The organism is Pseudomonas sp. LBUM1658 (assembly GCF_059716055.1).
In genome coordinates this window covers 4,634,311-4,658,817 of the sequence record NZ_CP166798.1, presented here as the reverse complement: position 1 = coordinate 4,658,817, position 24,507 = coordinate 4,634,311, and the positions used below count along the sequence as shown (strand labels likewise).

Below are 24,507 nucleotides of genomic sequence, written 5' to 3'. Positions count from 1 at the left end.
CAGGCGGCGCTATGCCTGTCAGCCCAAACATATTTGTTTTCACAGTGGTTCATCCACTACGAAATCGAGTAGCACTACAGGTAGATTTTTTAAAAGGAAGATTAAGATGCGATTATCGGGCTGGGTAGTTTATTTTTACTGTGTGATTTGGTCATCCCTTACGCTTGCAGGTGATTTTGATCTCAATAGCATGGTTACGAGTGAGGTTTCAGATAGTGTCAAGGCTTCATATAAAAAAATAGATGCCAAGCTTAATGAGCAGTATAAAATACTGATGCGTAACCCTGAATTTTCATATAAAAAACTACTCGGAGAGGGGGAGCGTGCCTGGATTAAATACAGAGACGTTCATTGTGATGGGGTTAATGTTTCTATGTTTGCAGGTGCGCTGGCTGAATTGGCGAAGGAAAGATGCCTGGTGTCCATGACGTCATCAAGGGTAATGGAATTGGTGTACATTGAAACTGGAGTCAATAGCGATGGTTTTCATCGCCTTCTTCCAATCATGAGTAGAATGGCCTACATGAGTCGAGATGAGTTTATCGCTTTTGCTAATACAGAAAAAGCGGGGGCCGAGGAGGGTAGGTACTTTGAAAAAAATTGCGAACTGACAGCTCTTCTGCATAAAGAAGACAAGCAAATTTGCAATGCAAGAATGAGGTTTCAGGGTATGTAGAGTAGGCGACAAAAAAACCGCAACCCCCAAAGAGCCGCGGTTTTTCCCCTCGTCCCACTACTGCTGAAGCACAGTAGCCTGGTTGGCCGAGCCCATTTGCTGAACATTCGCACTCATGTTGAATCCACTCTGGCCCACGTTCGCGATGTTCGCCGAGCCGCTTTGAGTGACGTAGGCCACGTTCATGCTGTCAGCCTGTTTGATGGTCGCCAGGTTGGTGTCGCCAGTCTGCCAGGTGTAGCTCTGGTTGGTACTGCCAGACTGATCCAGCTGGATCGAGTTGCCATAGCCAGTGCTCGAGCCCGTGGCATAGTTGGTTTCGCCGCGTTGATCGGCGATGAGGATGTTGTCGCTGCCGTTCTGTTCGAAGTACAGCTCGTTGGAGCTGTCGTTCTGCATCAGGGTGGCCTGGTTGCCTTCGCCGTTCTGGTTCAGTCGGGCTACCTGGTTCATGCCATCCTGGCTGAGGTTGGCGACGTTATCCTTGCCTTGTTGGGCAATGTCGGCGCGCTGGCCGGTACCGAACTGGCCACCCACATACGGGCCTTTCCAGTTGCTGGCGTAGACCTTGTTCTCGGTACCGCTGGAGGTGACGTTGAGGACATGGTTGTCGCCGCTCTGGTAGGTGAAATGCACGTTACCCTGGCCGCTCTGGAACAGCTCGGCGATCGACTGGCTCGACTCGTACTGATCGGCGTAGATGGCGTTCATGTCGCCTGATTGCAGGATGGTCGCCAGGTTGTTGGCACCAAAGCTCTGGTCGACCACGGTTTCGTTGGTCTGGCCGTATTGGCTGACCGTGGCGACGCTGTCGAGCTGGGAGTCCTGCCAGACTTCGATCGAGTTGGCGGTCCCGCCCTGGTAGATCGACACGCTACCCGCGGTACCGTCGCGCTGGTCGCCATAGGCCCAGTTGCCCTCGCCATCCTGCTGGATGCCGATCTGTCCTTGCTGGTGGCTGAAATGCTCGGCGGCAGCGAAGTTGGCGGTTCCGGACTGGATGATCAATGCGTTGTTGGCGGTGCCCGAAAATAGCTGCTCGATATTGGCTTCGTTGCTCTCGCCCGATTGCAGGGTTATGCCCTCACTGCGGACCTGGCTGTCCTGATAAATGAAGGAGAAGTTGCCGGTACCTTCCTGGTGTTGCATGGCCTGGTTGCTTTCGCCCAGGGACTGGCTGGCATGGTTGCCGTTGAACGAACCGGCCTGTTGTTGAAGGATCTGGCTGGTGCTTTCGTACAGTTGCTCGCCGTAGTCGGCGTTGAATTCGCCGTACTGCATTTGCTGGATTTGGCCATCGGTCATCTGCTGCAGCGCGAAAGCGTCATTGCCTTCGCCCTGTTGAAGCTGAAGAGTGGTGGCGAAGCCGGCATCGATTTGCTGCACGTTACCGATGTTCGCGGTGCCGCTCTGGTTCTGCGTCGAGACGCTGTCATCTGCCATGGCCTGGGCCCCGACCATGACCAGCAGGGCGGCGGCAAGCGGGGTGAGTTTAAACATGGTGGTATCTCCTCGTCGTGGTGCCGGGCTTAGCGATATTGGTGGACCTGCACGCTCTGACCGCTTCCGGATTGAATAACACTGCTTTGCAGGCCGCTGCCGGCCTGTTCGATGCTGGCGCTGTTGTTGTTGCCGTTTTGCGCGATCTGCGCGCGGTTGCTGCTGCCGCTCTGGCTGATATAGGCCGAGTTGCCATAGCCCTGCTGGTTGATCACCGCCATCAGGTCGACGCCTTGCTGGAGGATCCAGGCTTCCTGGGCGCTGCCGGACTGCACGATCTGACCCAGCAGGGATTGACCGCTTTGGTTGATCGAAGCCTGATTGCCCTGACCGTTCTGTTGGATCAGTGCCTGCTGGCCGTTGGGTGCCGGCATGCTGAAGAGTGCAGGCGGCTCGCCCAGGTCGCTGGCGGGCGCCAGGTCGTCGTTCTCCATCAGGTCGTCGGCCGCCGATCCTGTGCCATTGAGGCCAAGGATCAGGGTCAGGCAGAGACCGAGGCGAGCCAGTATGTTCATGAGCGGTTCCTGTTTATGCCGACGCCTCACTGACCGGCCCGGTCAGTGAGGCGCGCTGCTCAGAGTGAAGTGACTGGCACGGTACGTACGGTGCCCTGGGAGGTTCTGATCGTCGCGCTTGGGGTGGCCGACGGCACGATGGTCGTCGAGTTGCTCACCGTCAGCCGCCAGCGTCCGGTAACCGGCACGGTGGTGGTGCCCAGGGTCACCAGCCCGGTGGGGGTGGTGACCTGCACGGTGATGGTGTTGCCGGCGGTCACCGACGAGGTGCCTGCGAAGTCCCAGTTGAAGCGGTTATTGGAACGCGCCTGAACCGTTGCGGTGGTGATGGCGAAGGCTTCCTGGGCCGGCTTCGGCGAGACCTGTACCGTCACGGTGGCCGGGCTGGACAGTGCGCCGAAGCTGTCCCGGACGATGTAGGTGAAGGTCGTGGTGAATGCCGCGGGCACGCTGGCCGGTGGGGTGTAGGTGACCTGCGCCCCGTCGGTGCTGACCGAACCGCGACCGGCAGCTGGCTGGGTCAGGCTGGCGATGGCCAGCGGGACGTTGCCTTCGGGGTCGCTGTCGTTGGCCAGTACGTTGATTGCCAGGGCAACACCCTGGGTCGCAGCGGTATCGTTGGTGGCCACCGGCGCCTTATTCGGCGCGACATTGACGGTGACCGTGGTCGGGGTCGATTTCAGCCCTTTGACGTCCTGCACGCGGTAGGTAAACGTCGCCACCAGCGGTGCGTTGACCACTGGCGGCGGGGTGTAGACCACCGCCGTGGTGCCGCTTGGCACTACGCTGCCCTGGCCGCTGGCCGGCTGGGTCAGATCGCTGACGCTCAACGGCGTGTTGCCGTCAGGATCGCTGTCGTTGGTCAGCAGGTTAAGGGTCAGGGGCACGCCGAAGCTGGTACTGCCGGTGTCGGCTACCCCCAGTGGCAGCTGGTTTTCGGCATCGGCCGGGGCCGCACCGACCACCTTGACCCATTCGGTATCACTGCCACCGGCAGCAGATTTGACGGTGATGCTGGCGGGCGGTTGTGCCAGGTCGCTCACTGTCAAACGCTGCAAGGTGCCGGACTTGGACAGCCGGCCAAAGCCCTGGACGACCAGATCGGGCACCGCCACTTCGTCGCTGGAGCGAGCTTCGATCAACAACTTGTGATCGCTCCAGGAATAGCGCGCGGTTTCGATTTTAACCACGTCAGTGAGCTTGCTCGAAATGGCCGTCGGCCGCGTGCTGCCGCTCGGGTTGGTGGCGGTGATGACCACCAGCGGCGGCTGGGCGCCGGTGCTGAGGTGGTGGCCGAAGAACAGCCCATTGTTGTCGCTGAGCAAAGTGATCTGGCAAGGCGAGAGCGGGGTACCAGGGACCAGTGCCAGGGTTTCCCGGAAACACAGGCTCGAAGTATTGCCTGCCTCGGCGAAGACTTCGACCCGGGTGCCGGCAGTGGTACGCCGGTAGCTGGCGCGACTGACTTCCACGGGTGTCTGCGCACGGTTGTCGAGGATTTTTCCGGACACCGTGAAGAGGTTGGTCTGGATAGTGCCGGCGGGCCCCTGGATGCGTACGAAGTTGGTTCCGTTGGGGCTTCCGGTTACCGGCTCGGCAATATTTGGATCGCCGACATAGGTCTCGGTAGCCCCCGTGTCCGGGTTGATCTCGGAGTAGGGCGCGTTGACGCTGCGCAGAAAGGGCCCGATGGCGCCGTTCAGCACGCCGGTAAAGTTGCCCGGTGCGCCGATGCCGATGTCGCGGGTGATGTTGATCGCTCGCCGGCCCGGGCTGGTGACGTTGACCGTTTCGACCCCATACGGGTGAGTGATGGTGTAGGTACCGGCGGTTGGCACCGAGATACGCATGCGGATCCGCGCAAAGCTCTGCTGATCGCCGTCCACTGGGGCTTCGGCGGCGAAGGCGGCTTCGATTGCGGCCACATAGACTTCCAATTCATATCCACTATTGCCCACTTGAGGAATCTCCGTTTCGGCGGCGAACCAGAACATCTCCGATGGCCAGTTATCCGGGAAGACCATGGGCACGGTGTCGTCGAAGACCCCCGGTTCTATGGCCAGGATGCACATGTAGCTGGGTGGCACGGTCGCCGGGACGCGGGAACTGGCGGCCCGTGATTGGCAGAGCTCCAGAGACAGGTCGGTATTGTCCCGGTACCACATCGGGTACCGACCGGTTGCCAGGGTGTAAGGGCCGGGATCGACGGCGGCCATGCCGGCGTAAACACTGCCCGATAACGTTAGAGTCAGCCCTGCGGCGCTGAGCGTACGGCGTGGCCACTTGTTCATGATGCCTCCTGCTACGGATCTGGGAGTGTCTGGGGTCACGGAACAATGACCACTTCTTCGGTATCGCTGCCGCCGTTGGCGGACGTCACCCTGACTCTGGCGGGAGGCAGCGGCGAGATCCCGGTGGTGAGGCTTTTCACCGCGCCTTCGCCACTCAGGGCGCCGATGGTCGCGCCAGTGCCGGTGCTCGCGGTGAGTACTGGCGGTGCGGTTTCATCGCTGGTCGAGGCCGTCAGGCTCAGCTGTCCGGACGCCAGGCTGTACTCGGCGCGCTGGATGATTACCAGGTCGGTGAGCGGCATGCTCAGGGTGGTGGGAGTGCTGGTGGCGATGGCCAGGTGGTTGTCGGCGGTGACCTGGAGGGTGCTCGGCAAGGCCGGGTCGACGGCTGACTGGCCGTACCAGTTGCCGGTGCCGTTGGCCTCGGTCAGTGCCAATTGCGGGGCGACGCTGCTCAGGCTGACAGTGCCTGGCGGCGGTGGTGCCTGGACGAACACGTCTTGCTGGGCGACCACTGCGCTGTCGACGGTGTGCCGCGAGTAGGTGCCGCGCTGGGTGATCATCGGCGTCGGCCGGACCACTGTCGAAAGCTTGCCGGAGATGGCGAACAGATTGGTCCGTATGTCCAGGCCGTTGGGGCCTTCGATTCGCACGTAATTGGTGTTGAACGGGCTACCGGTCACCGGTTCTTCAAGGTTCGGATCGCCGATGAATTTATCGCTGCTGCCGGTTTGCGGGTTGGTTTCGGTGTAGGGGCCATTGATGCTGCGCAGGAACGGGCCGACGTCTCCGCGCAGGGCTCCGTCGTAGGTCTGCGGAGTGCCGATGCCGATATCGCGGGTCATGTTGATCGCTTTGGTACCCGGCGTGTTGACAGTAAAGGCCTCGACGCCGTAAGGGTGCGTGATGATGTAGGTGCCGGCGGTGGGCACATCCACCCGGATGCGGATCCGCGCGAAGCTCACCTGGTCGCCCTCTATCGGATCCTCGGCACCGAACGCTGCCTCGACAGCCGAGACAAACGACAGGTCGATCCCGCGTGCGGCATCCACCAGCGATGCGTCGGCGGTGAACCAGAACGCCTCGTCCGGGAAGTTGCCGGGAAGCACTGCCGGTTGGGTGTCGTCGAAGACATCCGGGATGGCCGACAGCAAACACATGTACGAAGGCGCGTCGGGCGCGCTGGGTACCCGAGAACTGACTGCCTTGGACAGGCACAGGTCGAGTGTTCGGCCATGGGTGTCTTGATACCAGGCGGCGAACCCGCCGTTGTGTGGTAGGTAAGGGCCAGGGTCAACGGCATACAGGGCAGCCTGTGCGGTGCCGTCGATGACGCTGGCCAGAGCGATCACGGTCATGGTGTGGGCGATAAGGCGGGGCATGGCTTTTCCCTCTTGCAATGAACCTGGCCCGGAGGTTGGGTCTGTCAGGGAGGAGTCGGCAACTTCCATACCAATACCCTTATTTAGCCATCAAACCCTTGTGCCAGAGCCGTTGCGCAGGGTCGAGAGAGGGAGGTTGAATCACGCCGGGACTGGGTGGCTGCCCCCAGGGTTGGGGAAATGGGGACCGACGCAGCGCTGCTCAGTGAGCTATAACCAATGCAATTGCCCGGGAACCTGTGCCATGCAAATACAAGAGCAGAATGCTTCGCTCGACCTGGAATCGACCAAAGAACGGCCCGTTGACGCGCAAAAACGCTTCAACCTGCTGCGCTGGTTTTCCTGGGTCAGCCTGGTTGTCGTCGGCTCGGTGGTGCTGGGGTTGGGGGTGCTCTCCACGCGATTTGTAATAGAGGAGAGTGTCCATCGCGATGCGCTGCTGACTGCCCAGTTCATCCAGACCATCGCTTCGACGGAGATGCGGCACGTTGTGTTACCTGATGGGCTGAGCATGGGGGAGCTGCTCGATCCGCGTCAGGACCAGGCTCGCCCTGATATCAGTCCGGGATCACGGACCATTGCGCGCGTGGAGTTTCTAGACCATGTCGAGCATTTGCCCGACGTGTTGCTGGCCAATATTTATGCACCTGACCGGACGATCATCTGGTCGACCAATCCACGGTTGATAGGCCAGCGGATCGTCGATGACGAAGACCTTGAAGAAGCCTTTGAGCTCAAGACCCATGTTTCCGCCAGTTATCACAGCGTCGATGATTCCCGGGAGGAGCAGAAATTTCCCGTTGCCCCGGAGTTGTTTTTCATCGAGAACTACATCCCGCTGTTAGATGTCGGCGAAAACAAAGTCATGGCCATGGTCGAGGTCTACAAGGAACCCAGGGATCTGATTATCCGCATGACACGCGGGTTGATACTGGTCTGGGCGGCAACGCTGCTGGGAGGCGCGCTGATCTATTTCAGTCTGCATTGGCTGATGCGCCGCGCCGCCGATATGTTGGCTGCACAGCAAAAGCAATTGATCACCAATGAAACCTTCGTCGCCCTTGGCGAGATGTCCTCGGCCGTCGCCCATAGCCTGCGCAATCCGCTGGCGTCCATTCGTTCCAGCGCCGAGCTGGCGCAGGAGATCGAAACCGGCCCGGCGCAGAAGAACATCACCGACATCATCAGCCAGGTGGACCGCATGTCCAAATGGGTTCGCGAGCTCCTGCTGTCCTTGCGCCCGCTCAATGACGAGGCCAACGCGGTAGATCTGGTGGCCACCGTGCGTGACAGCCTTCAATCCTTCGAACAACAGATTGCCCGGGCTCGGGTTCAGGTGAATTTCGCGCCCGGGCCGGTGCCTTCGGTGCTCAGCCAGGAGGTGTTGCTCAGCCAGATTCTCAACAGCCTGATCGCCAATGCCGTGGAGGCCATGAGCACCGGCGGGGAACTGAACATCAGGATAGAGAACGACCCCAAGGGCCTGTGTCTGACCATCGTCGACTCCGGCAATGGCATGAGTGTGCAACAGCAACGCATGGCCTTCAAACCGTTCTTCACCACTAAACAGGGGGGCCTGGGGGTTGGCTTGATGCTGGTCAAACGCATCATGGAACGCTTCGGCGGTTCGGTCGCCCTGACCAGTCGCGAGCGACAGGGCACCTGCGTGAGCCTGCGATTCCAGCTGGCAGCCGCGCCCTTGAAACGCTGATCCGCTGGCATCAGCCGGGCGGCAGGGTGATCGCACCGGGCGATTGTGCGTATGGCCGAATCGCTGGACCTCAGCTATCAACGCCAACCCCGAGAAGTCAGTTGGTGACCAACAGTTCCGGGCCGAGGTAGTTGTTGATCTGGTCGATATCGTCGTCGCCCAGACTGCCCACCGAAGAGGCCAGGCGCAGGCGCGACATCAAATAGCGCAACTTGGCCTCGAACAGATCGTGGCGCGCAACGAAGAGCAGCTCTTGGGCATTGAGGACGTCCGAGTTGGTGTTGGTGCCCCCCTCTTTGAAGCCCTTGCGTGTCGAAGTCAGTGAGCGTTCGTTGGACTCTACTGCCCTCTCCAGCGCGTGAATACGTTTGGCGCCACTCTGTACGCCGCTATACTCACGGGTGGTTCCGGAGATGACTTCCTGGCGCGTGGCGTCGAGTTCGTCCAGGGCCTTATCGCTATTGGCACTGGCCTGGCGTGTCAGCGCGCTGACGCCGCCACCGTTGAACAGCGGGAAATTTACTTCCAGCCCGATTGAGCCGTAGCGGTTGCGTTGATTCAACTCGGAGATTGATTGGCTCTCGCCCGCAGTGTAGCCGGCAACGAAATCCAGTGTTGGCCAGTGGCCGGCCTTGGCGCGCTTCACTTCTTCCTCGGCGAGGTCGTGGCTATAACGGCGCGCATGGATCAGCGGGCTATCGGCCTGGGCTTTGACCAGCCAGTTTTGCAGGTTGTTCGGTAGCAGCAGTGGTGTATCGAAGCTCGGACGCAAGGTGGTCAGCGATTCGGGGGTTTCACCGATATATTCCTCAAGCTTGCGGCGCGCGTTGACCAAGTTGTCCTGCGCTTCGATCAGCTCGGCCTCGGCGAGGTCGCGGCGAGCGACCGACTCGTCGATGTCGGTGACGGTGCCGGCCCCCAGCTCCATGCGCCGTTTCGCCGAGGCGAGTTGCTCATCGAAGGCGCTCAGCTTGGACTTGGCCAGGACGATGGTTTCGCTGGCCAGGAGCACGTCGAAATAGCTTTCGGCCAGGCGCACCGCGGCGTCCTGACTCTTGGCATCGAACACCGCGACACTGTAGTCGGCACGCTGCTTACCTTGGCGGTACTCGGCCATCTTCTGTTTGTTGAACAGCGGCTGGCGTAGGCGCACGTTAGCGCCCTTGGAGTTGTAGTCGAGATCGTTGTCGATGCCGTTCTGGCGTTGGGAGCCATTGACCTTGTTGTTGTAGGCCGAGGCATTGATCTGCGGTAGCAGGCCGGCCTTGCCGATGGCGCGGTTTTCCACACCGGCCTCCTTTTCATGCACGGCGGCGCGATAGACGGGGCCTTGGTACTGCAACAGATCCCAGGCTTGTTTGAGGTCCATGGCGCTGGCCGGCAGTGACAGCCCTAGCAGGCAGAAGAACAGGCAATGACGGTCCATTTCATTGTTCCTTGAAGGAGCTGTCGACACGGTCGAGCATCGGTTTGAGTAGATAGCTCATCATGTTGCGCTCGCCGGTCTTGATGGTGACGCTGGCGGGCATACCGGGGCGAATGTGATTGCTGCCAAGCAGGCTCATGCCATCGGGCGTGACTTCCACCTGAGCCAGATAGAACGGTTCCTTGCTTTCCTCGTCGAGCAGGCGGTCGGCGGAGACGGTCTTCACGCGGCCGGGGATGTTGGGCGTCTGGGCATGGTTGAAGGCCGGGAAGGCAATGTCCACGGCCAGGCCGGGGACCATCTTGTCGATGGCCTGCACGGGAATCATCGCGTCGACCTGCAGCGGTTCGTTGTCCGGAACGATTTCCATGATCTTGAAGCCGGGCTGAATGATCCCGCCGACGGTAGCAATGCTCAGGGACTGGACCATGCCATCGATCGGCGACCGAATCACCGTGTGGGTCACTTCATAGTCCAGCGCACGCAAGCGGTCGGCCAGGGTGGTGTTTTCCTTGGCGGTGTCGGTGAGCTGCGATTCGACTTCCTTCAGGTAATCGTGCTGGCGCTGCAGGATGCGCAGCTTGATTTCGGTGGTTTGGCTACGCACGCGAGCGATGTTATTGAGGTTCTCGGCCTGGCCGGCGGAGAGGTCGGCATTGCTGCGTTCCAGCTCAAGCAGACGGTTGCGCGGCACATAGCCTTCGGCCGCCAGCACGCGGGTGCCTTGTAGTTCCTGGTTGAGGAAGTTGATCTGCGAGGCGCGGGCGCCAAAGACCTGCTGCAGTCCCTTGAGCTGCACCGCCGACGCCGTGAGGTTTTCCTGCAGGATGCTGATTTCGCCAGCGAGGCCGGCGCGCCGGGTATCCAGCAGGCGTTGTTGCAGATCCATGGCGGCCACCAGGCGGTGGTCATTCCCGAAGCGCTTGAGCAATTCGGGATCGTAGTTCACCACATCGCGGTCGTCACGTTCCGCTTCCAGGCGGTTTTCCACAGTCTTGCTGACGATGTACTGGGCGCTGACCGCACCCTGTTCGGCAACGGCACGCAGCGAGTCGAGGCGGACCACCTCCTGGCCTTTTTTCACTGCATCGCCTTCGCGAACAAGAATGGCCTCCACGGTGCCGCCGCTCAGATGCTGCACGGCTTTGCGATTGCTGGTGACTTTTACCGTGCCTGTCGCGACCACGCCGGCATCCAGCGGCGCCAGCCAGGACCACAGAAGGAAGCCGCCGAAGCCGGCGAGCACCAGCCACATGCCCCAGCGCATGGGTTTGCCGACGTCCAGATCCACCTCGTTCCTGGGATCGGCGTGAATCATCTCGGTGGTTTGGCTCATTTGCATGATCGGTTACTCCCGTGCTTTGACGGAGGCCAGCGGAGTTGACGCGCCTGCAGGCATCACACTGGCCTTGCGCAGCGCTGCGAATACTTCGTCGCGAGTGCCGAGCATCTGCACACCGCCGTCGCGCAGCATCAGCACCTTATCGACGGCGCAGAGCACATTGGGACGGTGGGAAATCAGAATGACGGTGGCGCCGCGGTTTTTGAGTTGGGCCAGCGCATCGACCAAGGCCTTTTCACCGACGTCGTCGAGGTTGGCGTTCGGCTCATCCAGCACAATCAGATTGGGTTCTCCATACAGCGCGCGGGCTAAGGCGATGCGTTGCTTCTGGCCACCGGAAAGCGGGCTGCCATCGGTGCCCAGACGGGTCTCATAACCCTGCGCTAAACGCAGGATCATCTCGTGCACTCCAGTCGTCCGGGCGGCGCGGATGACCGCGTCGCTGTCCACTTCGCCAAAGCGCGCAATGTTGTCGGCGATGGTGCCCTCGAACAGCTCCACGTCCTGTGGCAGGTAACCGAGCCAGGGGCCAAGTTCGCCCTTGTTCCAGGTGAATATGTCCGCGCCGTCCAGGCGCACCTTGCCGGCCTGTGCCGGCCAGACGCCGACCAACAGGCGGGCGAGGGTGGATTTGCCCGAGGCGGATGGACCGATAATGCCAAGGCTTTCGCCGGGGGAAAGGTTGAAGCTCACTCCGCGCAAAATCGTGTTGCTGGTGCCGGGGGCACCGGCATACACATTCTCCACTGCCACCATGCCCAGCGGCCGCTGCAGCGACATGCTCGGTGGCCGGCGCGGATACTCGTTCAGCATCTCGTTCAACCGGCCCCAAGCCGAACGGCAGCCAATCAGCTGCTTCCACGACGCGATGACTTGTTCCACCGGGGCCAGCGCGCGGCCGGTGAGGATCGAGCAAGCAATCATCATCCCGGGGGTGATCTTGCCTTCGATCGCCAGCAGCGCGCCGGCGCCGAGGATCAGCGACTGCAATGTAATACGCACGAAGCGCCCGGTGCTGCTGATCAGGGCGGCACGGTCTGAGGCCAGGGTCTGCATTTCCAGAATGCGCAAATGGCTTTGGTACCAGCGTTTGCCGATCGACGGCAGCATGCCCATGGCCTCGATGACCTCGGCGTTGCGCAGGTTGTTGTTGGCGTAGCTGGCGGAGGAGAGGGCGGCCTGATTGGCTTCGGCCAGCGGCTTTTGTGTCGCCTTCTCGGTGAGATAAGCCAGGCCCACCAGAATCAGCGAGCCGATCAGCGTGATCAGTCCGAGCAGCGGGTGGATCAGATAGGCGACCAGCAGGTAGATCGGCGTCCATGGCGCATCAAAGAAAGCGAACAGGCCATTGCCGGTGAGGAACTGACGCACCTGCGCGAGATCCTGCAGGGCCTGGGCCGGATTACCACCGGCGCGGCTCAGGTTGCGCTCGAATGCTGCGGTGAAAATGCGTCGATTGAGGTCCATGTCGAGGCAGTTGCCGACCCGGATCAGCACGCGGGTGCGGAACATTTCCAGCGTGGCCATCAGCAAGAACAGGCCTATCACTAGAATGGTCAACATCGTCAACGTCGTGACGTTGCGACTGACCAAGGCCCGATCATAGACCTGCAGCATGTACACGGCAGGCGTCAACATCATGACGTTGATGACGCCGCTGAACCCTGCCAACGAGTAAAAACTGCGGCGCAGACGAAAGAGCGCGTCGGCCAGTTCGGAGCGGGTGCTCGACTGCTTGTGCATTTTGGTCATCCCTTACCGAAAAGCCGGTTGCCCTTCCGGCGCAACAGCTAACAGTAAATGTAGTTGGCTAACAGTGGATGTAGTTCCGTAGGCAGCTAGTCGACACGCAGGCTGTAGCTCTATCGGCGAGTCTTCCGACATCTCTGCGTTGCTCCCGCATGCAGCAGAGTAGGTCGCGTTTGTCTCTCTTGCGATACAGTTTGAAATAACATTTCGCTCTATAGCAGCACTTAAAACTACCTAGATGTCTTTTAAGAATTGATCCGTCAAATACCGGTCGTCTGTTGTTGTGGCGTAATATTGACAGTGTTGGCCGGTTAAATACCGGTCGTCTGTTTTTGCGGCGTAATATTGACAGTTTTTTGTTATGGAACTTTAGTCGTGTTGGGGGATCGCCCGTCTGAAGCCTGCCATCGCTTTGGCAACGCAAGGCGCGGTGATTTTTCTGAGGGAGCAGAACATGTCGATCATTTCGTTCTTTTGCAGAGTGAAGGGGCTATTTAGGAAGTTCGCTTTTACTTCCAGTTTCCATGGCCCACCCAGGACTCGGATTCGCTCTGCCTAATCGCCCAGCGAGCAATTCATTCCGCGAATTCCAGGCGCGCATCCCGGGTGCCGGGTAACGGCTTTGCCTTTCCCGCGCCAGCTCTCGCCAAAAAACTGAACCAACAAACTGCGCAAGCCAGCACCTAACTGGGCGTGGGAGGATTTTATCGTCCCGTGCCCTCCCCCAGACAGATCGAGGACAACAACAAAATGGCCAATTTCAACAAGTCGGACCTGGAATTCATCCTCAAGCAAATCTTCATCGCAGAAGCGCATGCCGACGGCGCCAGCCTCAGTGATTTGCTACCCAACAGTCAGGTGCCATTCGGCCTGCGTACCGTCGATGGCAGTTCCAACAACCTGGTCGCCGGGCAAGGCGAGTTTGGCGCCGCGGACAATTCCTTCTTGCGCCTGCTTGATCCCTCGTATCGAGCGGCATACCAAGGGACGGGGAATGTTATCGACCCGCAGCCACGCATCATCAGTAACCTGATCGCCGACCAGACCGCCCACAACCCGGCCGCTGTCGCTGCGAACGGCGGGGCCGACCCAGTGATCAGTCCCGGGCTGGATGGCGTGTTCGGCACGGATGACGACAAGCAAGTGTTCTTCATCCCCAACGAGTCGCCGGACGCCGGTCTGACCGCCGGCTTCAACTCGTGGATGACCTTCTTCGGCCAGTTCTTCGACCACGGCCTCGACCTGCTCAGCAAGAGCAGTACCGACATCGTGTTTATTCCGTTGCAGCCGGACGATCCGTTGTTCGTGCCGGGCAGCCCGACCAACTTCATGGTGCTGTCACGGGCAGTGCGTACGGCCGGCGCGGACGGAATACTCGGCACTAGCGATGATGGCCAGCCCAATACCACTTCGCCGTTCGTAGACCAGAGCCAGACCTACAGCTCGCACCCGTCGCATCAGGTGTTCCTGCGCGAGTACGTCCTCAACGCGGCAGGTGACCCTATTGCAACGGGGCGCTTGATTACCAACCGCGATCTGGGCGCCGATGGCAAGTTCGGCACTGCCGATGATGGCGGCGCCGAAAATGGCGGCATGGCGACCTGGGCAGTGGTCAAGGCCCAGGCCCGTGACATTCTCGGCATCAACCTGACCGACGCCGATGTGCACAACGTGCCGCTGCTGGCAACCGATGCGTATGGCAACTTCATCCGGGGCTCGAGCGGTATGCCGCAGGTGGTGATGCGCATCAGTAACGGCGCTGACGGTATCGCCGGGACGGCTGATGACGTCACGCAACTGGTCGAAGGCAACCGGGATGCTCCGATCAGTCTGGCCAGCGCCGTGAGCACTGGGCATGGCTTCCTCGACGACATCGCCCACAATGCCGCGCCGGTAGTCGTCGGCGGGGTTCTGCAGGCGGATGCTGACGCCGATATCGGCAATGCGCAGCCAGTTGGCGCGGGCGGTAAAAACCTGACCTACGACAACGAACTGCTCGACGCTCACTACATTGCCGGCGATGGCCGGGCGAACGAGAACATCGGCCTGACCGCCGTGCACCATGTGTTCCACTCCGAGCACAACCGCCTGGTCCAGCAATCCAAGGACACCATCCTGGCCACCGGCGATCTGGCCTTCCTCAATGAGTGGCTGGTCGACGACGTCGCCGCGATACCGACTACACTCGCCGAAATCGCAGCATTGGTGTGGGACGGCGAACGCCTGTTCCAGGCCGCCAAGTTCGGCACCGAGATGCAGTACCAGCACCTGGTGTTCGAGGAGTTCGGGCGGACCATTCAGCCGCAGATCGACGAATTCCTTGCCCCCAACGGGTATGACACCTCGATCAACCCGGCCATCCTCGCCGAGTTCGCCCACGTGGTGTACCGTTTCGGTCACTCGATGTTGACCGAGACCGTCGATCGCTTCGACCCCGAGTTCAATCCGCTCCTCACTGACCCGAACAACCCGGACTCGCAACTCGGTCTGATCGCGGCCTTCCTCAATCCGCTGGCATTCGCCGGCAGCGGGGCTACCGCGGACGAAGCGGCAGGAGCGATCATTCGCGGTGTGACCCGCCAGCTCGGCAACGAGATCGACGAGTTCGTCACCGAAGCGTTGCGCAACAATCTGCTTGGTCTGCCCCTCGATTTGCCGGCCCTGAACCTGGCGCGTGGTCGCGACACTGGCATCCCCACGTTGAATGAGGCGCGGCGTGAGTTCTACGAATCAACCGGTGACAGCCAACTCAAGCCGTACATCAGTTGGGTTGACTGGGCGGACAACCTCAAACACCCCGAGTCGTTGGTCAACTTCATCGCGGCCTATGGCACGCATGACACCATTACGGCCGCGACTACGCTGGCAGGCAAACGCGATGCTGCCCTGGCGCTGGTATTCGGTGGTGCCGGTTCGCCGGCTGACCGCCTGGACTTCCTCAACGGCAGCGGTGCCTGGGCCAACGTAACGAAGGCCGGCAGGGATGGGGTACTGGGTACCGCAGACGACCTGACGGGTGTAACGATCACGGGCGTCGACGACATCGACTTCTGGGTCGGTGGCCTCGCCGAGCAGAAGATGCCGTTCGGCGGTATGCTCGGCTCGTCGTTCAACTTCGTGTTTGAGACCCAGATGGAGGCGTTGCAGAACGGCGACCGCTTCTACTATCTGTCGCGCGTCGCGGGGCTGAACTTCGGCACCGAGCTGGAGAACAACTCCTTTGCCAAGCTGATCATGCTCAACACCGATGTCACTCACCTGTCGAACACGGTGTTCCTGACGCCGACGTACACCTTGGAAGTGAATCAGGCTAATCAGTTCACCGGCCTTGGCGCAAACGGCGGCGCCGACCCGACGGGCGGCCTCATGATCAACGGCGTGGAAATCGTGCCGCTGGTGATCCGCGACAACCCCAACACCGTTGGCGCGGACAGTAATTATCTGCAATACACCGGTGAAGACCATGTCGTCCTGGGCGGTACCGCCGGTAATGACATCATCATCTCCGGTGACGGCGATGACACTGTTTACGGCGACGCAGGCAACGACCGCCTCGAAGGCGGCGCCGGGAACGATGCGGTACTGGGCGGCGCGGGCGATGACATCATTACCGACTCGTTCGGCGACAACCGTCTGGAAGGCAATGCCGGTAACGATGTGATCGTCGCCGGTAGCATGCTGGTTGGAGGCAACCTGATCCTGGGGGGCGATGGCCAGGACTTCATCATCACCACCGAAGACGTCAGCACCACCTTCGGCGGTCAGGGTGACGATTTCATCCTCGGTGCCAAGACCAACCTGCCAGCTATCGGCAATGAAGGAGATGACTGGATCGAGAAAGGCACCCAGGACGGCGCGCCTGGCGATAACAACTCGCCGTTGCTCAATGACGATGTGATCGGCAACGACATCTTTCTCGGTGGTGGTGGCTTCGACGAAATGATCGGCGAGGGTGGCGATGACATCTTTGTCGGCAGCGATGCCCAGGACAATATGGACGGCATGTCCGGTTTCGACTGGGTAACCCACAAAAATGACCGGGTCGGCGTGACCGTTGACCTGACTATGGCCGCGCTGGCGCAGCCACACGGCAACGCGCCAAACCAGAACAACGGGCCGTTCAATCCGGTCGGCGCGTCGCCGGCCTCGATCCTCGACCGTTTTGCCGAGGTCGAAGGCTTGTCCGGTTCGCAATTCGGCGATGTGCTCAAAGGCGACAATGTTGATGCGGTCACTATCGTCGACCACGGTGGCACTACGGGCAGTGCGCTGACCAATGTGGCGTTGATCCGCGGACTGGAGCAGTTTCTGGCCGACGCCGGTTTGCCGACCACCGGCTTTGCCACGGGCAACATCATCCTGGGTGGCAATGGCAGCGACCTGATCGAGGGCCGCGGTGGTGATGATCTGATCGATGGCGACAAATGGCTCAACGTCAGGATTGCTGTCTATGACGCCGGTGACGTCAATCATACCGGCCCCGAGATCGCCAGCTTCGACAGCATGGTCGATATGATCCCGTTCATGCTCGACCGCACCTATAACCCGGGTCAGCTCAAGGCCGTGCGGGAAATCCTGCCCGGCACCTCGACGGGCGGGGCGGCCTTAGACACTGCCATTTTCTCCGGACTTCAGTCCGAGTATGTGGTCACGCGTGACACCCGCGGCACGGCCGATGTGGCGGATGATGTCTGGACGGTGACCGATACCGAAGTGGGTCGCGACGGCACCGATACCTTGCTGCATATCGAACGCCTGCAGTTCGCCGATACCCAGCAAGTACTGGTGCCGGGGCTGAATGCACAACCGGTTGGCAGTCCGAACATCACGGATGGAAACGGCGGAGCGATAACGGTGGGCGACACGCTGACTGTCAGCGTGGCCGGGGTGCGCGATGACAACAACATCGCGGCGGGTAATCCGCTGGGTACTCTCAACAACTCCTCGGTGTCCTACTATTGGCAGTTCGAAGCCGACCCCGGCACCGGCGTGTTCGAAGACATCATCCTGCTGCCTGCGGGTGACCTGGCGTTCCAAAGTGCCGACGGCACCACGTTCAAAGTCTCGCCGGATCTTGCCGGGCTGTCACTGCGGGTCAAGGCGATCTACCAGGATGGTCATGGCACGACTGAAGTGGTGTTCTCGCAACCGACTGATGTGGTGGCTCCCGGCGCGCCGGTTGTGCCGACGGCCCCGACACCCGTCGTCAATGCCACCGAGGGTGGCGAGGGCCTTCACATGGTCCGCTCCGACCTCAACTTCATTCTTGATCAGATCAAGATTGCCGAGGCTGACGCGGCCGGTCAGGACATCCTCTCGCTGATCCCGAATATCCGCGCGCCGTTGGGCCTGCGTGCGGTCGATGGCTCGAACAACAACCTGATGAACCTCAACGGCATCAACAACACCGAGTTTGGTGCCGCCGATAACGTCTTCCCGCGCGTGACCGATCCGGTCTTCAATCCGGCGGAAGGTGCTCCTGCCGGGTTCTTCGGCCCCGGCTCGCCGGCCATCCCGGGATCGTCGTATCAGCAGAACAGCGGCTTCGTGTTTGACTCACAGCCGCGCACCATCAGTAATCTGATCGTCGACCAGACGTCGAACAACCCGGCGGCCTATGCCACGGCTTACGATCCGGGTGCGGACGGTGTGCTCAACTTCGGCGAGGTGGGTAACGACGACGTGCTCAAGGATGGCACACGGATAGTCGCCAGCCCCGGCATGGATGGTCAGTTCGGTACTGCCGACGACCATGATGTGTACCTGTTCGAGAACACTGCGCCGGACGCAGGGTTGTCCGCGCCGTTCAACGCCTGGATGACCTTCTTCGGGCAGTTCTTCGATCATGGGCTGGACCTGCTGACCAAAGGCGGTTCGGGCACCATCTTCATTCCGCTGCAACCGGATGATCCGCTGTATGTGCCAGGTGGCCACACCAACTTCATGGTGCTGACCCGCGCGACCAACCTGCCAGGGGCGGATGGCGTTCTCGGCACGGCCGACGACATCCATGAGCACACCAACACCACGTCGCCATTCGTGGACCAAAACCAGACCTACAGCTCGCACCCGTCGCACCAGGTTTTCCTGCGCGGTTATGAGCTGACCGACAACGGCCCCATCGCGACCGGCAGGCTGATCACTAACCGTGACCTGGGGGCGGATGGCAAGTTTGGGACTGCAGACGACAGCGAAATCGGTGGTATGGCGACCTGGAAAGTGGTCAAGGCGCAGGCCAACGACATCCTGGGTATCCGCCTTACCGATGCCGACGTCGATAACGCCCCGCTGTTGGCGACTGACGCCTATGGCAATTTCATCAAGGGGCCGAACGGCTTCCCGATGGTCGTGATGAAGGGGGCTGACGGTCTTGGCGGCACGGCTGATGACGTTCTTGTCGAAGGCAATCCGCTTGCCCCGGTTAACCTGGCCAATGCTGTGCGCACCGGTCACCAGTTCCTCGCCGACATTGCCCACAATGCAGCGCCGGTGTTCAGCGGTGGCGTGCTCGTGCCTGACGCGGATTCCGGTATTGGCAACGCAGTGCCGGTCAATCCGCATACCGGGGCCAACCTGGCCTACGACAACGAGTTGTTGGATGCGCACTACATCGCTGGCGACGGCCGGGTCAACGAGAACATCGGCCTGACCGCGGTGCATGCGATTTTCCACGCCGAGCACAATCGGCTGGTCGCGCAGACCAAGGACACCGTGCTCGATTCGGGTGACGTCGCCTTCCTGAACGAGTGGCTGCTCACTCCAGTGAGCGCGTTGCCCGCCAACCAGGCCGAGATCGAGGCGCTGGTGTGGAATGGCGAGCGCCTGTTCCAGGCTGCCAAGTTCGGCACCGAGATGCAGTATCAGCACCTGGTGTTCGAGGAGTTTGCCCGGGCCATCCAGCCCAACGTCGACCTGTTCTTTGCACCGACCCAGGTCTATGACGTTGACCTCGATGCCTCGATCGTCGCCGAGTTCGCCCACACCGTGTACCGGTTTGGCCACTCGATGCTGACCGAGACCGTCGATCGCTTCGACGTCGACTTCAACGTGGTCGGCGATCCGAACAGCGCTGATCCTGATCAGCAACTCGGCCTGATCGCGGCGTTCCTCAACCCGTTGGCGTACGCCGCCAGTGGCGTGACGCCCGAGGATGCGACCAGTGCGATCGTGCGTGGGATGACTCGGCAAGCCGGTAACGAAATCGACGAGTTCGTCACCGAGGCGTTGCGCAACAACCTGCTCGGCCTGCCGCTCGACCTGCCGGCGATCAACATCGCCCGTGGCCGCGACGTGGGGATTCCTTCGCTCAATGCGGTCCGCCGCGACATCTACAGCCAAACCGGTGATAGCCAACTCAAGCCTTACACCAGCTGGGTCGACCTGGTGCAGCACCTCAAGCATCCGGAGTCGTTGATCAACTTCATCGCGGCCTATGGCACCCATGACACGATCACGGCGGCGACCACGCTGGAAGGCAAACGCGCTGCAGCCATGGCGCTGGTATTCGGTGGTACGGGTGCGCCGGCCGACCGCCTGGACTTCCTCAATGGCACCGGCACTTGGGCCAACGTGACGCGGGCCGGCAAGGATGGGCTGCTGGGGACTGCAGACGATCTGAAGGGTGTGACTGTCACGGGCGTCGATGCCATCGATCTGTGGATCGGCGGCCTGGCCGAAGAGAAAACTCCGTTCGGCGGCATGTTGGGCTCGACGTTCAACTTCGTGTTCGAGAACCAGCTGGAAAAACTGCAGGACGGTGACCGCTTCTACTATCTAGAGCGTACCGCTGGCCTGTCGATGAATGCCGAACTGGAAAGCAACTCGTTCGCCAAGCTGATCATGGCCAACACCTCGGCCACGCACTTGCCGGGTCTGGTGTTCTCGGACCCTGGGTTCTATCTGGAAAGGGACCAGAGCAAGCAGTACAACGATGGCCTGGGCAACGCCGATCCGCTTGGCGAGAACGGCGAGCAGGTGGTGTTCCGCGACAACCCGCTGACCGCGGGGCCGGACGCCAACTACATCAAATACACAGGTGAAGAGCACATCGTGCTGGGCGGCACCAACAATGCAGACATCCTCGTCGCCAGTGAAGGCGATGACACGGTCTGGGGCGACGGCGGCAACGATCGCATCGAAGGTGGTGACGGCAACGACCAACTGCGCGGTGGCGCTGGCGACGACATCATCACCGACCGCGGCGGCGACGATAACATCCAGGGTGGCGACGGCAACGACGTGCTGCACGGTGGCAACGGCGTCAACCTGATCATCGGCGGGTTCGGCAATGACTTCATCGTGACCGGCGAGGACGCTTCCGAGGCCATTGGTGGCCACGGCAACGACTTCATCCTGGGTAGCAAAGCCAACGAACAGGACATGGGTAACGAAGGCGACGACTGGATCGAGAAGGGCACCTCGGACGGTGCACCTGGCGACAACTTCGACCCGCTCGGCAATGACCCTATAATCGGCCACGATGTGTACATCGGCGGTAGCGAGAACGATAAGTTCAACGGCGAGGGTGGCGACGACATCATGGTCGGCAGTCTCGGCTTCGGTGACCGCTATATCGGCGGCTCCGGCTATGACTGGGCAACCTTCAAGGGGCTCGCCCAGGGCGTGACCATCGATTTCACCGACCGTTTTTTCGATGTTCCGCCGGTACCGGGTTCGGGTGCATCGGCGCTGGTGCGTTTCGACATCATGGAAGGTCTGTCGGGTTCGTCCCACGGTGACTTCCTGCGCGGTGACAACGAAGATGCCACCTCGCTGCCCACTGCGGGTGCAACCGGCAGTGTGTTGACCAACATTGACCTGATCGACGGCCTCGCTGATCTGCTGCCCGCCGGAGCGACGTTCTTCGACGGCGGCAACATCATCCTTGGCGGTAGCGGCAGCGACCTGATCGAAGGTCGCGGGGGGGACGACATCATCGACGGTGACAAGTGGCTGAACGTACGCATCAGCGTACGGGCGAACGCTGATGGCACTGGCGCGGAAATCGCCACGTTCAACAGCATGGAGCCACTGGTGCCGTTTATGCTGAACGGTACTTACAACCCGGGCCAGTTGGTCATCGTGCGGGAGATTCTGACCGGCACCGACAGCTTCGACACCGCTCTGTTCTCCGGTACTGCGGGGGAATACGGCGTCGAGATCGATGGCGACACGGTCATTGTGACCGACTCGGTGGCGGGGCGTGATGGCGTCGATCGCCTGACGGGCATCGAGCGTCTGCAGTTCGCTGACGTGGCGCAGTCGTCCGGAGTGGGCACCGCTCAAAACAACGACCCATCGGGTCATCTGGCAATCCTCGATGCTGCCACCGGTGTGCGTGACGGTACGCCTGTCGCCGGCCAGTTGCTGCGCGTCAGCGATCGGGCGGTACACGACGCGGACAACCAAAGCGTGACCAATCCGACCGGCGCGGTGACCGGTGGGGTGGCTTACTACTGGCAGGTCGAAAACATTGCCGGCTCGGGCATCTATGACGACATCACCGTCCTCGCCGCTGGCGAGGCATCGCGGGCGACTGGCACCACCTTCCGGGTGGGGGCCGATGAGGCGGGTCTGAACATCCGCGTCCGGGCGGTGTACCAGGATGCCAAGGGCACGCTGGAGATCGTCGATTCGTCCGGGAACAGTACACCGACCGAAGGGCCGACCGTTACCGGGCTTGCAGTGCAGAACCAGGTGTTGACCGCTGACCCGTCGAGCATCATCGACCTTGATGGCCTGAGCAATCCGCAGTTCACCTACCAGTGGCAGGCGAACGACGGGCTTGGCTTCGTCAACATCGCCGGCGCTACCGGTAGCACGTTCGCGCTTGGCCAGGCTCAGGTCGACAAGGAAGTGCAAGTGGTGATGGGTTACGTGGATGCCTTCGGTGTGGCCGAAAGCGTTTCGTCCAACATCCTGGGGCCGGTGGACAACGTCAACGATGCACCGACTGCAGGGCCAACCGTAACCGGGCTTGCAGTGCAGAACCAGGTGTTGACTGCTAACCCGGCGAGCATCATCGACGTTGATGGCCTCAGCAATCCGCAGTTCACCTACCAATGGCAGGCGAACAACGGGCCTGGCTTCGTCAACATCGCCGGAGCTACCAGTAGCACGTTCGCGCTTGGCCAGGCTCAGGTCGGCCAGGCAGTGCGCGTGGTGGTCGGTTACGTGGATGACTTCGGTGCGGCCGAAAGCGCTTCGTCCAACATCCTGGGGCCGGTGGCCAACGTCAACGATGCACCGACAGGCGCGTTGCTGATCAGCGATACGACACCGGATCAAGGGCAGGTGCTGACCGCGCTGACGGGTGGGATTGCCGATCCGGATGGGCTGGGCACCTTCAGCTTCCAGTGGCAGCAAGGTGTCGGCGCGTCCTTCACTAACATCAACGGCGCGACTGCTGCGACCTTCACCCCTGGTGCGGCGCAGGTCAATCTGCAACTGCGAGTGATCGTGCGCTACACCGATGGCTTCGGCACGCTGGAGTCGGTGACCTCTGCGGCGACGGCGGCGGTTGCGGTACAGGGCGTGGTACTGCAGGGCAATGCTTTGGCGAACACCCTCACCGGCACCGCGGGTAACGATGTGCTGCTTGGCCTGGGCGGGAACGATACGCTGAATGGCCTCGCCGGTATCGACCAGTTGTTTGGCGGCACTGGCAACGACATCCTCAACGGCGGAGACAACAACGACGTCCTCAATGGCGAGGACGGCAACGACACCCTCAACGGTGGGCTCGGCGCGGATGCCATGAACGGCGGTGCCGGCAACGACACGTTTGTGGTCGACAACGTCGGTGACCTTGTCACCGAGGCGCTGGGTGGTGGTACCGATCTGGTGCAAACCAGTCTGACGAACTACCTGCTCGGTGCCAACGTCGAGAACCTGACCTATACGGGCGCCGGTAACTTCACCGGTACCGGTAACGCGCTAGCCAACACCATCACCGGCGGGGTGGGTAACGACTTCCTCAATGGCGGTGCAGGTGCTGACCGGTTGGTGGGGGGAGCCGGCAACGATACCTACGTTGTCGATGTAGCCGCAGACGTGGTGGTCGAGGTGGCGGGTGGCGGTACGGACACCGTGCAGACCTCGCTGGCCAGCTACACGCTGGGCGCTAATGTCGAAAATCTGACCTACACCGGAGCCGGCAACTTCGTCGGCATCGGCAACGGGTTGAACAACGTCATCACCGCGGGAGCGGGTAATGACACCCTCAATGGTGGCGACGGCAACGACATCCTCACCGGCAACGGCGGTAACGACACACTGAATGGCGACGCCGGTAACGACCAACTGTTCGGTGGCATTGGCACGGATACCCTGAACGGCGGCACTGGCGATGACAGCCTCGACGGCGGTGATGGCGCGGATGTCTTGAATGGTGGAGCAGGCAACGACACGCTGCTCGGTGGTGACGCTAACGACACATTGTTGGGTGGTGCCGGCAATGACTTTATCGATGGTGGTACTGGCAACAATACGGTCACTGGCGGTGCCGGCAACGACGTGATGGTTGCCAGCAGTGGCAACGATATCTTCATGTTCGCAGCGGGCTTCGGGGCCGATCAGATCATCGGCTTCGATGCCAACGCGGTGGGAGGCCAGGACCGGCTCGATATTTCCGCGTTCGGCGTCACTGCTGCGACCTTTGCCGGCAACGTCATCATCACCGATGTCGGTGCGGATACCTTGATCGGCTCCGCAGGAGCTGAGTCCATCCGCCTGGTCGGTGTGGCCGATGCAACAACCGTCACTGCCGCAGACTTCATTCTCGCCACTTGAGGTCCTGATCAGTACTGTTGCAGACGCGTGGAAAGCGGAGGGGAGGGCATGGATGCCCTCCCTTTTTTTTTAAAACCTGGCCGTTTGTTAAGCTGAAAATGGGTGACCCACCTTGGCAGGTCGGT

Annotated in this window: 10 protein-coding genes; 3 read left to right on the top strand and 7 right to left on the bottom strand. The window is 61.0% G+C overall.

Translation table 11 applies throughout. From position 1 onward, the window contains the following. The first annotated feature begins 106 nt into the window (after nucleotides 1–106). Nucleotides 107–676: a lysozyme inhibitor LprI family protein gene (locus ACA064_RS21445; protein ID WP_497669916.1), complete on the top strand. Its 570-nt coding sequence runs from the start codon at nucleotides 107–109 to the stop codon at nucleotides 674–676. Between the two features lie 57 nt (nucleotides 677–733). Here the strand turns inward: ACA064_RS21445 and ACA064_RS21440 are convergent, their stop codons facing one another. From ACA064_RS21440 to ACA064_RS21425, 4 genes are read right to left on the bottom strand one after another with little or no spacing between them, the layout of a single operon-like run. Then, nucleotides 734–2,176 carry a curlin gene (locus tag ACA064_RS21440; protein ID WP_497669915.1) on the bottom strand — a complete coding sequence of 481 codons (1,443 nt, stop codon included), beginning with the start codon at nucleotides 2,174–2,176 and terminating at the stop codon, nucleotides 734–736. Between the two features lie 29 nt (nucleotides 2,177–2,205). Continuing rightward, complete coding sequence (locus ACA064_RS21435) at nucleotides 2,206–2,691, bottom strand: curlin (RefSeq protein ID WP_497669914.1); 486 nt, start codon at nucleotides 2,689–2,691, stop codon at nucleotides 2,206–2,208. Between the two features lie 59 nt (nucleotides 2,692–2,750). Further along, on the bottom strand, nucleotides 2,751–4,982 hold the full coding sequence (locus ACA064_RS21430) for a cadherin-like domain-containing protein (protein ID WP_497669913.1): 2,232 nt from the start codon (nucleotides 4,980–4,982) through the stop codon (nucleotides 2,751–2,753). A 35-nt stretch (nucleotides 4,983–5,017) separates the two neighbouring features. Further along, nucleotides 5,018–6,364, bottom strand: a complete 1,347-nt coding sequence (locus ACA064_RS21425; protein WP_497669912.1) for a hypothetical protein — start codon at nucleotides 6,362–6,364, stop codon at nucleotides 5,018–5,020. A 250-nt stretch (nucleotides 6,365–6,614) separates the two neighbouring features. On the opposite strand from ACA064_RS21425, the gene ACA064_RS21420 reads away from it, so the two are divergent. Beyond that, nucleotides 6,615–8,075, top strand: a complete 1,461-nt coding sequence (locus ACA064_RS21420) for a sensor histidine kinase (protein ID WP_497674303.1) — start codon at nucleotides 6,615–6,617, stop codon at nucleotides 8,073–8,075. A gap of 97 nt (nucleotides 8,076–8,172) precedes the next feature. Here ACA064_RS21420 and ACA064_RS21415 read toward each other — a convergent pair whose 3' ends face one another. Genes ACA064_RS21415 through ACA064_RS21405 form a run of 3 tightly spaced genes read right to left on the bottom strand, consistent with a single transcriptional unit; the run spans nucleotide 8,173 to nucleotide 12,586 of the window. After that, the gene (locus tag ACA064_RS21415) at nucleotides 8,173–9,501 is read right to left on the bottom strand and encodes a TolC family outer membrane protein (RefSeq protein WP_497669911.1); all 1,329 of its coding nucleotides are present in this window, start codon (nucleotides 9,499–9,501) and stop codon (nucleotides 8,173–8,175) included. Between the two features lies 1 nt (nucleotide 9,502). Then, nucleotides 9,503–10,843 (bottom strand): HlyD family type I secretion periplasmic adaptor subunit, encoded by a 1,341-nt coding sequence (locus tag ACA064_RS21410; RefSeq protein WP_497669910.1) that lies wholly within the window; start codon nucleotides 10,841–10,843, stop codon nucleotides 9,503–9,505. 6 nt (nucleotides 10,844–10,849) lie between these two features. Then, nucleotides 10,850–12,586: a type I secretion system permease/ATPase gene (locus ACA064_RS21405; protein WP_497669909.1), complete on the bottom strand. Its 1,737-nt coding sequence runs from the start codon at nucleotides 12,584–12,586 to the stop codon at nucleotides 10,850–10,852. Between the two features lie 756 nt (nucleotides 12,587–13,342). Between ACA064_RS21405 and ACA064_RS21400 the strand changes: the two genes are divergently transcribed. Continuing rightward, nucleotides 13,343–24,382, top strand: coding sequence for a peroxidase family protein (locus ACA064_RS21400; RefSeq protein WP_497669908.1), 11,040 nt, complete (start codon nucleotides 13,343–13,345; stop codon nucleotides 24,380–24,382). Nucleotides 24,383–24,507 lie beyond the last annotated feature (125 nt).